Raw genomic sequence first — 16379 nt, forward strand, 5'->3', positions numbered from 1 at the left:
GGCCTGCTCGGCGCGCCTCGATCGGAGGCACGTCTGCCCACCTCTGCGCCTCGGGTGCGCAGCACCGCAGGAGGAGCGGTGCACGACGGCACGGCCGGGGAGTCGGTCCCGGAGGCGGCACGCCGCTCCGCCCACGGGCGGACCGGACGACCGGCAGGTGCTGTCGAGGTGACGGGTCGGTGTCGGTTCCAGCGGGGCCTGGGGGCCCGGCGCGTCCCCCCGGCGCTCCCGAGGGGTACGGGCGGGCGCGGGCGAAGCGACGAGCATGCACCACGAGCCTGAGTGTCCCCGCAGAATCGAGGGTCGCTGCTCGGTCTGGACCCCTCGCGAGTTGCCGGTTGGCAGGGTCTGGCACGACTCAGACGCCCGCCAGGCGGCAAGTCGAGGGTCATCGCCCCCCGCAGGAGGCGCCTCCTCAGTCCTCCGTCACGGTGCGGCGGCGACGGCTCGGGCGACGGGAGACGACCATGGCCGCGCCTCCGGCGACGAGCAGCGACAGCCCCATCAGCAGCACGCCGCCGAGGTCGGAGCCGGTGAAGGCGAGGCGCTGCACGGTCAGGCCGGTGAGCACCTGCTCGGAGCCGCCCGGCGCGAGCGTGAACGTCGTGCGCACACCCGTGCTCGGCCGCGTCCCCGCGGGTACGCCGTCCATCGACACCGTCACCGTGTAGTCGCCCGCGGGCAGCCCGCCGACCGACCAGCTGCCGTCGGGAGCCGTCGTCACCACGATCGTGACCAGGCCCTCGGGTCCGCTCCAGACGATCGTGACGCCGACGCCTCCGACGCCCTTCTCGCCCGGGTCGCGCATTCCGTCGCCGTCCGCGTCGTCGAACACGACGCCTCCGACGCTGGCCGTGCCGCGCACCACGAAGTCGACGTCGAGCTGCTGCTCGCCGGCCTCCAGCTGCACGGTGGTCGCCGTCGGGGTGCCGCCGTCGAGGTCGGAGGCCGGCGCGGTGCCCGCGGGCAGGGTCGACGGGTCATAGCTGACCCGCACCGACCCGGCCGGGAGGCCGTCGACGGTCCAGGCGCCCGACGCGTCGGTCGTCCGTGTCAGCACGAGGTCGTCCGCGGTGTCGAGGGCCCCGTCGGCACCGGCCAGGCGCACGGTGACGACCACGCCGCCCACACCGGGCTCGTGCGGGTCGCGCACGCCGTCGCCGTCGACGTCGAGCCAGACCGAGTCGCCGAGCGACGCGTCGGCACGGAACCCGAAGTCCTGGTCGAGGTCGACCTCGCCGGCCGCCAGCGTCGTCGTGCTCGTCGGCACGGAGCCGGAGCCGCTGCCTGCACCAGGGCCGGAGCCCGAGCCCGAGCCCGAGCCCGACCCCGCCCCGGCCCGCGTAGCCGTCAGCCCGGCGGGCACGCCGCCCGTCAGCTCGACCCGGAACTCGCCTGCGGCGAGGTGCTCGACCAGCCAGCGCCCCTGCTCATCGGTGACGGCCGTCTCGACCCGGTCGTCGGGCGAGCCGAGCACGCCGTCGACGCCGGCCCAGGTCAGGGTCACCGTGACGCCGGGGATCCCGACCTCGTCGGCCCCCTGACGACCGTCGCCGTCCTCGTCGAGCCAGACCGTGTCGCCGATCGAGCCGGCCCCGGCGAAGCCGAAGTCCTGGTCGATGTCGACCACGCCGCCGACCAGCTCGACCGCGCTGCGGCCGTCGGCCGAGGTGCCGTCAGCACCGGACGTGCCGTCCGCGTCGCTGCTCGGCGCGAGCCCGGCGGGCACGCCGCCGACCACCGCGACCGTCCAGCGGCCGTCCGGCAGCCCGTCGACCCGCCACGAGCCCGCGGAGTCGGTCGTCGTCGTCAGCACGACGTCGTCGCCGCCGCCGGCCACGCCGTCGGGGCCGAGCCAGGTCAGCTCGAGCTGCACACCGGGCAGGCGCGGGTCGCCGGTCGAGTCGGCGCCGTCGGCGTCGCGGTCCCAGAAGACCGTGTCGCCGAGGGCGTTCGTGCCTCGGTAGCCGAAGTCCTGCGCGAGGTTCGACGCACCTCCGGCGATGGCGATCTGCGAGACGCTCGGGGCGCCTCCGTCGGGGTCGCCGGTGTTGACGGCGGCCGAGGCGATCCCGCCGTCGACCGACACCCGGTAGGCGCCGTCGGGCAGCAGGGTGAACAGGTACGAGCCGTCGGCCGCGGTCACGGTGGAGAAGAGCTGGTCGTCCGCGGTGTCGAGCAGGCCGTCGGGGCCTGCCCAGCGCAGCGAGACGGGCTGGCCGGGCACGGGCTGCTCGGCGGCCGAGCGCACTCCGTCGCCGTCCGCGTCGAGCCAGACCGAGCTGCCGACGGAGGCGCCGCCCGCGTAGGCGAAGTCGGCCGTCTCGTGCGCCGTGGCGACGGGCAGCTCGAGGGTCGTGACGCCGTCGGGGCTCGGGTCCTCGTCGCGCACCAGGCCGAGCCCGGCGGGCACGGAGGCGCTGTCGACGCTCACGCGGTAGCTGCCCGCGGGCAGCCCGTCGACCAGGTAGCTGCCGTCCGTCGCGGTGACGGCGCTGAACACGGCGTCGTCGGCCGTGTCGAACCGGCCGTCGGGGCCGGCCCAGAGCACGTCGACCCGCACGCCGCCGAGGCCGCGCTCGTCGTCGTCGAGCACGCCGTCGCGGTCACGGTCGAGCCAGACGACCCGGCCGACGCTGCTGTCGCCGCGCAGGCCGAGGTCGGCGTCGTCGACGGTCGTCCCGGTCCGGGCGACGACGACGGTCGTGGCCAGGTCGAGCTCGGCGTCGCGTTCGTGCACCGACGACAGGCCGGGCAGCAGCGTCGCGCGGTCGACCACGACCGAGAACGAGCCGAGCGGCAGCGAGCCGACCGACCAGGCCCCGGAGGCGTCCGTCAGCACCGAGGGCAGCGTCACGTCGTCGGCGGTGCCGGTCGTGCCGTCGGGCCCGGCCCAGGTCACCGTGACGCGCACGCCGGGCAGGCCGGGCTCGTCGCTCGTCTGCACGCCGTCGCCGTCGCGGTCGAGCCAGACCCGGTCGCCGACGGTCGAGTCGCCGCGGTAGCCGAAGTCCTGGTCGAGGTCGGCGGAGCGCTCGCTCGAGAGGGAGGTGCGCGAGACACCGTCGGCCGGGCCGGCGGCGTCGTGCGTCGGCACGAGGCCGGGGGCGACTCCCGAGGTCACGGCGACCGTGTGGTCGCCGTTCGGCAAGTCGCGGACGAGCCAGTCGCCCTCGGAGTCGGTGCCGGCCGTGAAGACGAGGTCGTCGGCCGTGCCGAGCACGCCGTCCGTGCCGAGCCAGGTGACCGTCACGCCCACGCCGCGCAGGCCGGGCTCGCCGGGCTGCTGCACGCCGTCGCCGTCGACGTCCCACCAGACGCGGTCGCCGATGCTCGAGGTGACCTCGTAGCCGAAGTCGGCGGTCAGGTGCGGGGCGTCGCCGGCGGTGAGCACGACGCGCGTCGTGCTGTCGCCTCCTGCAGGGCCGGGGGCGGGGCCGTTGCCGGTGCCGTCCGCGGCGCCGTCCTCGTCGAAGCTCGAGGTCGCGCCCTCGGGCAGCGCGCCCGTGACGGTGACCCGGTGCTCGCCGGGCAGCAGGTGGTCGACGAGCCACGAGCCGTCGGCGCCGGTGACCGCGGGGACGACCGCGTCGTCGGCCGTGTCGAGCTCGCCGTCGGCGCCGGCCCAGGTGACCGTGAGCTGGACGCCCACGAGGCCCTGCTCGCCGTCGTCCTGCACGCCGTCGCCGTCGCGGTCGAGCCACACGCGGTCGCCGATGACGCCGGTGCCGCGCCAGCCGGTGTCCTGGTCGACGACATGCTGGCCCGCGCCGAGCACGAGCGTGCTGGTCGCGGTGCGGCCGCCGAGGCCCGAGACGCCGGCGGGTCCGGACGCGAGGAGGTAGCCGGCCGGCAGGCTGCCGACCTTCACCGAGTAGTTCCCGGCGGGCAGGGCGCCGACCGACCACGCGCCGGTCTCGGCGTCGCTGTCGCGCTCCCACTCGACGTTGTCGTCCTCGGTCGCGAGGTCTCCGTCCTGGCCCGCCCACGTCACGAGCACCTCGGCGCCGCCGATGCCGGGCTCGCCCGCGCCCTGGCGGCCGTCGCCGTCGCGGTCGGCCCAGACGAGGTCGCCGATCGAGCCGCTGCCGGCCCAGCCGAAGGAGGCGTCGGTGCGGTCGGCGCCCTCGGCCAGCGTCAGCACGGCCGAGTTCGCCGAGGCCACGCCGTCGAGGTCGGTGCTCGGCACGAGGCCGGCGGGCAGGGTCGCGGGGTCGACGTCGACCCGGTAGCTGCCGCCGGGCAGGTGGTCCACCCCCCACGAGCCGTCGGGGCCCGACGTCGTCGGGTGGCGCTCGTCGTCGGCCGTGCCGAGCACGCCGTCGACGCCCGCGAAGACGACGGTCACGCCGACGCCCGAGAGCCCGGGGTCGCCCGCCGTGCGGACGCCGTCGCCGTTCGCGTCGAACCAGGTCGAGCCCGCGAGCGAGGCCAGGTCGACCTCGATGCCGACCGTGTCCGCGTCGACGTCGTGGTAGGTCTCGTAGTCGCGGCCGTCGGTCGGCCGGCCGGCCACGCCCGCGTACGACGCGACGTCGGCCGTGTTCGAGAGCTCGGGGCCGGCGACCTCGTCGGCCGAGCCGAGGCCGGCGGGGACGGTCAGCCGGTAGACGATCGTCCGGGTCTCGCCCGGGGCGACGGGGCCGTCGATCGTCCAGCTGCGGACGGCTCCGGTGACGGTGCCCGCGCCTCCCTCGACCGGGGTGAAGCCCGTGAAGCGCGTGTCCGGCGCGTCCGTGACCTGCACGTCGTACGCGGGGCCCGTGCCGACGTTGGTCACGGCGACGCGGTACGTGAGGGTCTCACCGGGCACGGCGCGGCGGGTGTCGGCGTCGCCGACCTGGCCGTCGACGCGCTTGTCGAGAACGAGGCGCGGCTCGACGACGGTGACGGCGGCGGTCGACGCGAGGCTCGTGTAGTCGTACGAGGCCGCGAGCGGGCGTGAGGCCGGCTTGCCGTCGATCTTGTCGGTCTTGTCGAACGCGACCTGCGCGACGTTGGTGAGGACCTGGCCCGACGTCGTCGACTTCTGCGCGTAGGCGGTGTACTCGAGGTGCACGACGCGCTCGGCCGTGGCGGCCGTGACGTCGCCGAGCCAGAAGCCGATCGTGCCCGTGCTCGGGGTGCCGAGCATCGACGCGGTGAGCGACGGGTCGCAGGAGGCGCAGCTCACGGCCGTGAGGGAGCCGAAGGCCTGGCCGGCCGGCAGCGTGTCGTGCACGGTGACGTCGTAGGCGGAGACTCCGGCGGGCACGCGCACGTCGAGCGTGTAGGTCGTGAGCTCGCCGGTCGTGCGGCTCGTGGCCGCCGGGTCGCCGAGCGCCTTGACCACCGACAGGGAGGGGCCGGTCACGGTGTCCTCGGCGGTCGCCGAGTAGGTGCGCTCGCCCTCGACGGGGCCGTCGAGCGAGCTGCCGACCGCCGTGGCGACGTTGCGGATGCGGGTGTCGCCCACCGTCTCGTCCACGGTCGCGCGGAAGGTGGAGTCGGCCGGCGAGGCGCCGGGCGCGACGTCGATCTCGGGGAACGTGATCGTGCGGCTCGACGGGTCGTAGGTGCCGCCGTCGACCCAGGTGAGGCCCTGCGGCAGCACGTCCGAGACGACGACGTCGTGCGCCGTGGACACGTTCGCCCCGGCGGGGTTCCGCACCCGGAGCGAATACGTGACCGCCTGGCCGACGACGACCTTGCCGGCGGTGGCGTCGTCGGTCTTGGTGAGCGTGAGGGCGGGCTCGACGACGGTGGTGGTGACCTGGGGGCTGGTCGCCGCGCGCGAGGCGGGCGCCGGGGCGGCGGACGTGCCCCGCGGCCACCAGGTGAGCACGCCGCGGTTGGCGAAGACGGTGCCGCGAACGGTCGCCGGGTCCGTCGCCGAGTCGACGACCGTCGCGGTGATCGTGAGCACGACCACGTCGGCGTCGCCCCGCTCGCTGACGTAGACGCCCTGCGCGTTCGTCGGGAGGTCGAAGGACACGCGCTGGCGGAGGCGGTTCGCCGAGGCGACCGTCGCGGGGGCGGCGGGCCCGCCGTTGATGCTGGCCGTGGGCACGCCGACGACCTGGAGCCCCTGGGGGAGCTGATCGGTCACCGAGGGCGCGAGCCCCTCCGCCGAGCTGTAGAGCGAGACGCCGCCCGGGATCGTCGTCGTCACGCGGTAGGTGATCTGCGACCCCACGGGCGCCGTGGCCACGGAGCGTGTCTTGGCCACGGAGGGCACGCCGGCACGGACCCGGGAGGTCGCGTCGGCACGCGCGGCGTTGGTCGTCGTCAGCGCGGGGTCGACGTTGTTCGCGGGCGTGTAGGTGAACGGCGTGCCCGTGTTCGTGGCGCCCTGGTACTGCCGGACGCCGGCGGTGTTGTCGAAGGTGTCCGAGGCGGCGATGCCGGCCGGCACGGCGACCGAGTAGGTGAGCACGAGCGTCCCGTTCGTCGTCCCCGATCTCGCCGGCACGGTCAGGCCGGCCCAGTCGATGCGCGAGCGCGGGCTCTCGTCCGTCACCGCGCCTCCTGCGGTGACGGCGCTGACCTGGCCGGCGGTCCAGCCGGTCGGCAGCAGGTCGCGCACGCTGACCTCGGTCGCGGGCGCACGACCGGAGTTCGCGACCGTGACCGTGTAGTCGACCGTGTCGCCGCCCTGGACCGTGGTCGGCGTGGCCGTCTTGGTCGTGGTGAGCTGCGGCTCGGTCCAGACCGCGTCGGCCTGGTCGCGCAGCTGGAACACGGCACCGGCCGTGTTCGTGAAGGTGAGCTTGGCGAGGTTCGCCGTGATGTCGCCGTCGGCGGCCGCCGTCGGGTCGCTGATGGTCGAGGTGACGATCGCCTGGAACACGTTGCCCGACGCCTCGTCGGGCAGCGTCCAGCTGATGACGCCGCCGTCGGACACGGCGTCCGGACGAGCGGCCGTGTGGCCCTCGCCGTACGCGGCACCCACGAAGGCGAAGCCGGCAGGCAGGAAGTCCGTGACCGTGGTCGACACCGTGTTCAGGCCGACCGGGAACGTCGCCTCGATCTTCCAGCAGACCGTGTCGCCGGGGCCGTACGAGGGGGCTGCGCCGCCCTCGGGCACCCAGGAGGCGGTGGTGCAGTCGGCGGTCGTCTGCGGCACCGCGACCTGCTTGGTCAGCACGACGGCGGCTGCCTCCTGGCCGGCGGACGACTCGTCCGGGGTCGCCAGGACGTGCGTGCGCAGGGCGTCGGGCGTGCTGCGGGCGTCGACGAGGGTCGAGGTGGAGGTGAGGTCGACCGTGTTGGTCCACGAGTCCTCGGCGGCCACCGGCCCGACGCCGCTGCGGTACGAGCCGAGCGTGGTCGTCGTGAAGTCGATGGTGAAGGCGCCGTTCGCCGCCGTGACGGCCGGCACCGTCCAAGTGATCGCCTGGGTCCAGGGGCTGGACGTGCCGGCGGTGGTCGAGACCGGGGCGAACGCCCGGCCCGACTGGCGGTGCGTCGCCGAGCCCTCGTCGAACGAGAGGCCGTCGGGGATCGTGTCGACGACCGTGAGGTCGCTCGTGCCCTGCGCGTACTCCGAGGTCGCGATCGCGAGGTGCCAGTTCGTGGTGGCGCCCTGGCGGATCGAGGCCTGGTCGTCGCCGCTCACGCCGCGGCTCTTGACGATCCGCACGTCCTCGGCGGTGACCGTCGCGGTCGCGGACGACGTGTACACGGCGCCGGCCCAGGTGCCCGAGGTGGTCGCGCTGTTCGTCAGCGGCTGCTCGTCACGGGTCTCGCTGCCGGTGTTGTTGTCGAGGTTCGCCGTCGAGAGGCCGGTGGCTCCGGCGGCGGGCGCGCCGGCGGGGAACAACTCGTTCTCGCGCAGCGGCACGGCCGCGGCGTAGCGCAGGGTGGTCGTCGCGCTGGCGGCGAGGTCGCCGAGACCGGTCCACTCGACCCGCGTGTAGACGCCGAGGGCGAGCGGGCCGGTCGCGCCGTCCGGGTCGACCCGGACGGTGCTGACGCTCGCCGGCTCACGGCAGAGCCCGGCCGTGTCGGGCAGCGGCCGGGAGTCGAGGCGAGGAGCACCCGGGTACTCGACCGTGCCGGCGGCGCTGTTGTCGACGCTCGTGCAGCCGAGGAACTCGAGACCGGCAGGCAGGAAGTCGACGATCGAGAAGCCCGTCGAGCGACCGACCCTGTTGTTCGTCACCGTGAGCGTGTACGCCGTGGGGTGGTCGTGCACGCCGCGGAGCAGCTCGCCCTCGGGGCTCGAGTCCTCCTTCTTGTCCAGCTTGAACGGCACGAGGGTGGTGGTCGAGCCGGCGGCCGCGCTCACGACGGCCGGGTCGACGACGGGCGCTCCGGCGGCGTCGAACTTGGGCAGCGTCCGGGCGGCGGAGCTGACGAAGGCAGCGCCCGAGGTCGTCACGACGGCCCCGACGGCCGCCGTGGTCGTGTACGAGTACGTGTAGGCCACGGTGACCCCGGCCTGCAGGTCGGCGACGTTCGACCAGATCAGCTTGGTCGTGCCGTCCTTCAGCGTCACGACGCGGCTGGGCGCGCCGAGGCCGGCGTCCGCCGAGGCGAACGTCGCGCCGACCGGGATGACGTCGGTGAGGGTCAGGTTGTAGCCGGGCGTCGACGTCCGGTTCGACGCCGTGAGCGTCACCGCGACGGCGTCGCCGACGAGCGTGCTGGCCGGCGCCGACTCGGTGAGGGTCACCGCGAGCGCGTCCGCCGCACGGGCGGCCGTCGGGGCGACCAGGGCCGGGACGGCGAGCCCCGCCAGCACCACGGCGACCGCGAGCAGGAGGCGCCAGAGCGCGCGCGGCAGAGCAGGGGCGACAGCGCGCGGGAGGGCAGGGGCGACGGGTCGGGGCACGGGTGACTCCAGGAGCTCGCCCGGGCAGCCGGGCGCGAGACGCCTCGTGCGCGGGTTCAGTCGCGGGCAGCGCCGCCGCGGGTCGGGACGCGGCAGTCCTCATTGTGGAGGACCCCCCGGAGCCGGGCAACGAGTCGCGGTCCCCCACTTCGGGGACCGGAGGCACCCCGTTCCGGGGGACGCCGACCGTCGGCAGACACGCCCACGACGACGGTGCTCCCGAGGGCTACGAGTGCGGCCGAGGCTCCCGCTCGGGCTGCGGCTCCTCGCGGACGAACCGCGGCCCGTCCCACCCGTCGCGCGTCACTTGCTCGACGAACTGCGCCACGGGGCGCACCCAGTGGGAGCGGTCGCCGTAGAGCGTGCGGTAGAAGACCAGCGCCTCCTCGGTGTCGACGTGGCGGCCGGTGCCGATCACCTCGTAGCGACCGCCCTTGAAGTGTCGGTAGGTGCCGGGCGCAGGAGGCGCGGGCTCGGCAGGGCGGTCAGGGCCGGCGGCGGAGGGGGTCGCGGTCACCGCACCAGGCTAGGCCCGTGTCGGCGGACGAGGCACGTGACGACGCCCCCTACGATCGCGGCATGGCACTGATCCACCAGGCACAGCTCGTCCCGTCGAAGCTCGAGGCCCTCGCGGCCTGGGCGCCGAGCCAGCCGTGGTTCGAGGGCGACCCCGGGCCGCTCGAGAAGGTCGCGGCGTTCCGCCTCGACGACCCCGACGGCGAGGTCGGCGTCGAGGTGCTGCTCGTCCGCTCCGGCGACGGCCCGGTGCTGCAGGTGCCGCTGACCTATCGGGGCGCACCCCTCGAGGGTGCCGACGACCTCCTCGTCGGCACGATGCAGCACTCGGTGCTCGGCGAGCGCTGGGTCTACGACGGGTGCGGCGACCCTGTCTTCGTCGCGGCCACGATCGCGGCCGCGCTCACCGGCGACGGCCAGGCCGACGAGGTGCTGCAGCGGGCCGACGGCGAGCGCGTGCCGCACGAGTCGACGATGGTCGTCGTCGGCAGCGGCACGCCCGACGCCGTCGTCCCTGCGACCTCGGTGCGGGGCACTCGCCAGGTCGCCGGCGCGACCGTCGTCGACGCGGGCTCGTGCACGCTCGTGGTCGCCCGCACTCCCGACGTGGGCGGCTCGCCTGCCTCCCTCGCCGAGGCCGCAGGCGGCGCGCACGACGACACGACACAGGTCCTGTCCGCGACGTGGCCGGGCCACGACGCCCCGACGACGCTCGCCGTCGTGCTCGTGCACTAGCCCCGCGCCCGCTCGCCCGCCGCCTTCTAGCGCCCGGCCCGCGCCTGTCCGCCTGCCTGCCTCTGGCACACGCCGAGGGCGGGTCAACTGGCTCGAGGGCGAGTCGCTGACGACCCGCCCTCGGCACAGTTGAACCGCCCTCGGCGGATTGCGCGACCGCAGCAGCAGCAGATGCAGCAGCAGCAGCCGCGGCGGATTGCGCGCTACTTGATCGCGGCGCGGATCTCGCGTGCGGCGTCCGCGACGTCGTCGGCGCCGTAGATCGCGGCACCCGCGACGGCGACCTGCGCGCCGGCGTCCTGCACGGAGCCGACCGTGGCGGCCTTGACCCCGCCGGCGACCGAGAACGGCACGCCGCTGGCCTTGCCTGCCTCGAGCAGCGCCTCGAACGTGAAGCCGTCCTCGGCCTGCTCGTCGAGGCCCGCGTGCATCTCGACGAACTCGGCGCCGAGGGCGACGACCTCCTTGGCGCGAGCGGCCTTGTCGTGCACGCCGATCAGGTCGACGACGATGCCCTTGCCGTGCTCCTTGGCGGCCTTGACGGCACCGGCGATGGTGCTGTCGCCCGCGACGCCGAGCACGGTGACCAGGTCGGCACCGGCCTTGAAGGCCTCGCCGGCCTCGAGCTCGCCCGCGTCCATCGTCTTGAGGTCGGCGAACACGACCTTGTCGGGGTGCGCCTCCTTGATGGCGGTGATGGCGCGGAAGCCCTCGGCCTTGATCAGCGGCGTGCCGAGCTCGATGATGTCGACGCTGGGCGCGGCGGCGGCGGCGAGCTCGAGGGCGGCCTCGGTGGTCAGGGTGTCCATGGCGAACTGCAGCTTCATGTGGTGCTCCTTCTTTCGGGGTGGGACGTGTCGGACGAGCAGCCGGGGCTACTCGAGGTTGGCGTGGCGGGGCCACATGTCGTCGGCGCTCTGGCCGGAGCGCTGCCACAGGGCGTGGAACAGCGCGTCCCCGACGAGCACGACGACCTGCTCGAACAGGCCACCGGCGTACTGCGCCGAGGCGGAGCCCGAGCGGTCGAGCTTCTCCGCGGCCGGGACGATCACGACGGCAGCCGCAGCCTGGGCGAGAGGCGAGTCGGCGGCGGTGGTCACGGCGGCGACCTGTGCGCCGGCGTCGACGGCTGCCTCCGCCGCGCTGACGATCCCGCTCGTCGTGCCCGAGCCGCTCGCGGTCAGCAGCACGTCGCCCTCGCCGATCGCGGGGGACGTCACCTCGCCGACCACGTGCACCGCGAGGCCGAGGTGCATCAGCCGCATCGCCGTCATCCGCAGGGCGAGGCCCGAGCGGCCCGCTCCGTGCACGAAGACGCGGTCGACGCCGGACACGAGGTCGGCCACGGCGGCGAGGCCGTCCGGGTCGGTCTCGGCGACCGCGCGCACGGCACGGTCCACCTCGGACCGGACGAGCTCGAGGGCGTCGGCGGGCGAGGAGGCGGTGGCCGAGGAGGCGGTGGAGCTGTTGTCTGCATCGGGCATGCGTCCCAGCTTGCTCCGGCCCACCTCCTCGTGCGCTGTCCGTCGGACCGGGGCGACCTGCCCGAACGGGTAGGCCGAGGTGATCGGGTAGGGGCCGGGTAGGGTGGCGTCGTGCCCGACCTGCCCGTGCCCGACCTGCCCGCGCCCGACCTGCCTGTGCCCGACCTGCCGTCGGCCGCGAGCCGCGCCGTCGTCGCCCGGCATGCGCGGACCGTGTCGGAGCTGCTCGACCGGCACGCACTGACCCTGGAGTCGCTGCTCGCGACGCTCCGCTCGGCCCGCCTGGACGACCGCGCCGCCCGCACCGTCGCCATCGAGGTCGCCGCGGCGGCCGTGGTCGAGCTCAGGTCCGAGACGGACGAGCAGCGCTCCCTGCTGCTCGAGCCGGTCGTCGGGGCCTTCGCGCGCCTCCGGGACGACCTGCGCCCCCTCGTCCGGTTCGGCGAGCTCGACGTCCAGTTCGTCGAGCCGCCGGCGACCGGGCGCGCCCTGCCGGGCGAGGTCGCCCACGCCGCCCGCACGATCGTCCGCAGCACCGTGCTCGCCCTCGTCGACGACGGCCGCGCCCGCCGGGTTCGCATCCAGTGGGACTGCGACGGCCTCAACCTGCTCATGGCCGTCCGTGACGACGGAGCCGGGGAGCTGACCGCGCACGACGACTCGCTGCGCCCGGTCGCCGAGCGCGTCTCGGCCCTCGACGGGACGCTGTCCGTGTCGTCGACGCCCGGCTGGGGATCGGACCTGACGGTGAGCCTGCCGCTCGACCCGCCGCCCGAGCCGGGGTCGCTCGACGAGGCGGTGTCGCTCAGCCCGCGCGAGCGCGACGTGCTGCGGCTCGTCGCCTCCGGGGCCCGCAACCGCGCCGTCGCCGAGTCGCTCGGCATCAGCGAGAACACGGTGAAGTTCCACGTCTCGAACCTGCTCCGCAAGGCCGGGGCCGCGACGCGGGCCGAGCTCACGGCGCTCGCCCGCTAGCCCGCGCGTCCGCGCCTCCGCGCGTCCGCGCCTCCACGCCTCCACGCCTCCACGCCTCCTGCATGCCGCGCCCGCGCCTCACACCGCCAGTGCTCGAGGGCGGGTCTTCTGCGTCGAGGGCGGGTACCTGCCGACCCGCCCTCGACGCAGAAGACCCGCCCTCGGCGACGCACGCCGAACTTTCTCGACGATTTCTGTCAGACCTGAGCGATCTGCGACATTCCTGTAGTGAGGGGGGCAGACATGGACATGACGACGGAGAACGACTCCGACCTCGTCCGACGCACGTCGGGCGGGGACGAGCGGGCGTTGTCGGAGATCTTCGACCGCTGGGCGCCGACGCTGACGCGCTACGCGTGGGCGCTGGCCGACAGCAAGATGGACGTGGAGGAGATCGTGCAGGACACGCTCGTCACCCTCTGGCGCCGATCCGCCGAGATCACGCTGCACGACGGCTCGCTGCTGCCGTGGCTCCTCGTGGCCTGCCGCAACCACGCGCTGAACCTGAGGCGCAAGCGGCAGCGCGCCGAGGCGGACGAGCTGCCCGCCGAGCTGATCGCCCCTGCCGACGACGACGCCCAGGAGGCGCGCGAACGGCTCCGCTGGGTCCGCGCCGAGATCGAGGCGCTCAGCCCCGTCGACCAGCAGATCTGCGAGCTGTGCCTGATCGAGGGCCGCAGCTACGCCGAGGCCGCGAAGCTGCTCGGGCTGAGCGTCGGCGCCCTGACACAACGGGTCTCCCGCACCCGGACACGACTGAGGAAGGCGGTGATCCGCGATGGACGTTGAGCCCCCCACCGGAGACGACCTGAACCGCATGCTCGTCTCGATGAAGCAGGACGTGCTGCGCCGCGCCGCTGCCGAGCCCCCCGCACGACGACGCCCCTGGGCCCGTCGCCACCTCGGCCTCACCCTCGGCCTCGTCGCCCTGCTCGGCATCGGGGGCGCAGGAGGTGCGCTCGCGCTGGTCCTGCCGTCGCCGTTCCAGGCAGCGCCGGCCGCCACGCCGTCGAGCACGCCGTCGACCACGCCGACCGTGCGCCCGACCCCGACCCCGACGGCGACGGCCGCCCCGGTCGAGCCGGCACAGCCCGCGGTGCCGTCCGCGGCCCTCGGCATCGACTGCGCGACCCTGGGAGAGCGCATCGGCGTGACGTCGATCGGGCTCTCGGCGACGCCGGACGGCCCCGGGACCCTGTACTTCACTGCCGAGCAGGCTGCCGAGCGCCAAGCCGGCGTCAGCACCTGCGGCTGGTCGGGACCGGGGACCGGCCAGGGGCGAGCGGCCCGACTCGAGCTGACCATCGCTCCGGCCGGCGAGCGCGGCAGGGAGTGGATCTCCGGGCTGCGGCAGTCAGGCCTCGAGGACTACGGGATCGGGGACGCGTCGGCCTTCACGTGCGACCTGTCGCTGGTCTCCGGGTGCAACACGACGTTCGTCGTCGGTTCGTGGTGGGTGGAGACGACCAACTGGGATCTCCAGACGGCCGATTCGTACGAGACCGACCCCGAGCTCCTCGTCCCCGTGGCGGACGCGCTCGCGGACCTGCTCGCCGGGACGCCCCCCGGAGCGGCATGGTCTCCTCCTGCGACCTCGTGGTCGGAGACGACCTGCGAGGACCTCGCGGCCGCGGACGTCGGGGCTGCGGTAGGGACCCCGGAGATGGGGTCCGCCGGCGACCAGACCTATCGCGACTCGGGCCGGGGCATCAGGCAGACGCAGCTCGACGACCTGGTCTGCGACTGGAGCGCCCGCACCGAGGCCGGGCTGCCCGACACCGTGGGCCCCGACCAGATCCAGCTCGTGTACCTCCACGTCGCCCCAGGGAGCGGCTGGGCGTACGGCGCCGAGACCGAGGACGGCGACGCGGTCGCGGTCCGCGGTGCGGAGTCGGCGACCTGGGCCTGCGCGGTGGACACCTATGACCAGGACTCCTGTCAGCTCGACCTGCTCGTCGACGGGACCTGGTTGCGGATCTCGGGCGTGACCGGGTACGGCGACGTCGGACGCGAACGGGTCGGATCCCTCGTCTCGGCGGCCGAGGCGGTCCTGGCCGCCCAGGCCGCCGCCTCCGGACGGGGCTAGTCCGAGTCTGAGCAGCCTCCGTCGGGGGCAGCCCCTGCGGGGGCACGGAGACCATCCGGGGCGGGGGCGCCGGACGGGCCGGTCGTCGGGGAGGGGCGACCGGCAGAGGGGGGAACACGCGGGAGCGCCGGGTCGAGCACGAGGGGCATCGACCCGCCGCTCCCGTCGCGGCGTCTGCGGCGCGCCGGGCCGCGCTCAGCCGCGGTCGAGCACCAGCGTCGGCGACAGCCCGGCGGCGGCGTCCGCGGCGACGGTCCCGGTCCGCGCGAAGTCCGCCCAGATCTGCCGGACCCGGCGCCCGAGGCGGTCGACCTCCGCCCAGTCGGACGTGCCCAGCAGGGCCGACGTGCCCCACGCCTCCTTCGTGCCCAGCAGCAGCGGCAGATCGGTGATGTGCGCGGCGCCGTAGCGGCTGTCGCGCGGCGCCCAGCTCAGCTCGTACCGCACGGCCCGCCCCCCGGAGGCGCGGTGCCGGGCGACGAAGCGGCGTGCGTCGCGTCCGTACACGGCCCCGGTCGTCGCCCGGACGAGCACACGGCGCACGAGCCCGCCCACGACCGGCAGGCTCGTCAGCACGTCGAGCGGACGGACGAGCGGCACGTAGAGCCCGGTCTCCTCCGACGTCGCGCCCATCAGCAGGTCGACGTGCGGGGCGACGTCGCGCCAGGCGGCGTCGCGGTCCTCCTCGGCGGGCAGCGGCGCCCGGCCGTACTGCGGACCGAAGGGCATCCCGCCGCGCAGCCCGAACCGGAGGGCGACCCGCTCGGCGAGGGGCTGTCCGGCGAGCAGCTCCTCGACGGTCGCGTCGGGGGCGGGCGCGCCGGTGACGCGCAGCATCGCCTTCGTCATCGCCGACCGGCCCCGGTCGAGCCCGAGCGGAGCGCTCTGCACGATCGCCCGGCGGAACAGCCCGCGAGCACCGTCGCTGATCATCAGGTGCGCGATCGAGTCACCGCCCGACGACTGCCCGAAGAGGGTCACCGTGTCGGCGTCGCCCCCGAACGCGTCGATGGTGTCGTGCACCCACCTCACCGCCTCGAGCTGGTCGAGCAGCCCGAGGTTCGACGGCACCTGCTCGCCGTCGCCGAGGAACCCGAACACGCCCAGCCGGTAGGTCACCGTCACGACGACGACCCGCTGCTCGACCACGAGCGAGCGCGGGTCGTAGACGGCGAGGTCGCCGGCCCCGTTGACGTAGGCGCCTCCGTGGATCCACACCATCACGGGCAGCCGCTCCCCCGGGGCGAGGTCGGCGGGCAGCGTGATCGACAGGGCCTGGCAGTGCTCGGAGTCGACCATGCCGCGGGCGGCGTCGTCGAACAGCACCTGCATCGAGGGCGACGAGAGCTGGGGCGAGGCAGGCGCCCGGTCGAACGCGAGCAACGGCACGGGCTGCCCGTCGTCGTCGACCGCAGGAGGTGCGGGCCGGGGAGCCTCGAACCGCTCGGCCACCGCGTACGGCACGCCGAGCACCCGCACCACGTCGCCGTCGACGCGCCCGACGACGGTGCCGACCCGCGTCTCGAAGGTGCGCGTCGCGGCTGCGCCGGCCGTGCCGGCCGCAGTCGCGCCGACCTCGCCGGCCGCTGCGGACGCTGCGGCCGCTGCGGACGCGGACGCGGGTGTCTCGGGGGTGCGGGTCTCGGGTGCGCTGCTCACCGGCTCACGCTACGCGCGCCTCCTGCGCCCACGGGCGCCGGCCCCGACGAGCTCCGACTGCGAGACCCCGCGAACCCGCGCAGACCCCTCGGCGCGCACGAGGGTCCGC

At 75.0% G+C, this 16379-nt stretch carries 9 protein-coding genes; 4 read left to right on the plus strand and 5 right to left on the minus strand.

Annotated elements, in window-relative coordinates; genetic code table 11:
- Nucleotides 1-415: 415 nt before the first annotated feature.
- On the minus strand, nucleotides 416-8815 hold the full coding sequence (locus tag JOE35_RS00230; RefSeq protein WP_209559314.1) for an SdrD B-like domain-containing protein: 8400 nt from the start codon (nucleotides 8813-8815) through the stop codon (nucleotides 416-418).
- Nucleotides 8816-9041: 226 nt separating this feature from the next.
- Nucleotides 9042-9332, minus strand: coding sequence for a DUF1653 domain-containing protein (locus JOE35_RS15385; protein ID WP_209559315.1), 291 nt, complete (start codon nucleotides 9330-9332; stop codon nucleotides 9042-9044).
- Between the two features lie 62 nt (nucleotides 9333-9394).
- Between JOE35_RS15385 and JOE35_RS00240 the strand changes: the two genes are divergently transcribed.
- The gene (locus JOE35_RS00240; protein WP_209559316.1) at nucleotides 9395-10066 is read left to right on the plus strand and encodes a hypothetical protein; all 672 of its coding nucleotides are present in this window, start codon (nucleotides 9395-9397) and stop codon (nucleotides 10064-10066) included.
- Nucleotides 10067-10269: 203 nt separating this feature from the next.
- Here the strand turns inward: JOE35_RS00240 and hxlA are convergent, their stop codons facing one another.
- Nucleotides 10270-10893 (minus strand): 3-hexulose-6-phosphate synthase, encoded by a 624-nt coding sequence (gene hxlA / locus JOE35_RS00245; RefSeq protein ID WP_123547560.1) that lies wholly within the window; start codon nucleotides 10891-10893, stop codon nucleotides 10270-10272.
- A gap of 48 nt (nucleotides 10894-10941) precedes the next feature.
- Complete coding sequence (hxlB, locus tag JOE35_RS00250; RefSeq protein ID WP_209559317.1) at nucleotides 10942-11550, minus strand: 6-phospho-3-hexuloisomerase; 609 nt, start codon at nucleotides 11548-11550, stop codon at nucleotides 10942-10944.
- 111 nt (nucleotides 11551-11661) lie between these two features.
- Between hxlB and JOE35_RS00255 the strand changes: the two genes are divergently transcribed.
- The 3 genes from JOE35_RS00255 (at nucleotide 11662) to JOE35_RS00265 (ending at nucleotide 14611) form a co-directional block, all read left to right on the plus strand.
- Nucleotides 11662-12525: a LuxR C-terminal-related transcriptional regulator gene (locus JOE35_RS00255; RefSeq protein WP_307802863.1), complete on the plus strand. Its 864-nt coding sequence runs from the start codon at nucleotides 11662-11664 to the stop codon at nucleotides 12523-12525.
- 243 nt (nucleotides 12526-12768) lie between these two features.
- The gene (locus tag JOE35_RS00260; RefSeq protein ID WP_245186009.1) at nucleotides 12769-13314 is read left to right on the plus strand and encodes an RNA polymerase sigma factor; all 546 of its coding nucleotides are present in this window, start codon (nucleotides 12769-12771) and stop codon (nucleotides 13312-13314) included.
- The gene (locus JOE35_RS00265) at nucleotides 13304-14611 is read left to right on the plus strand and encodes a hypothetical protein (RefSeq protein WP_209559318.1); all 1308 of its coding nucleotides are present in this window, start codon (nucleotides 13304-13306) and stop codon (nucleotides 14609-14611) included. The genes JOE35_RS00260 and JOE35_RS00265 overlap by 11 nt, the downstream gene beginning before the upstream one ends.
- Nucleotides 14612-14806: 195 nt before the next feature.
- On the opposite strand, the gene JOE35_RS00270 is transcribed toward JOE35_RS00265, so the two are convergent.
- Nucleotides 14807-16270, minus strand: coding sequence for a carboxylesterase family protein (locus JOE35_RS00270; protein ID WP_209559319.1), 1464 nt, complete (start codon nucleotides 16268-16270; stop codon nucleotides 14807-14809).
- Nucleotides 16271-16379: the final 109 nt, after the last annotated feature.

This window comes from Frigoribacterium sp. PvP032, assembly GCF_017833035.1.
GTDB lineage: Bacteria > Actinomycetota > Actinomycetes > Actinomycetales > Microbacteriaceae > Frigoribacterium.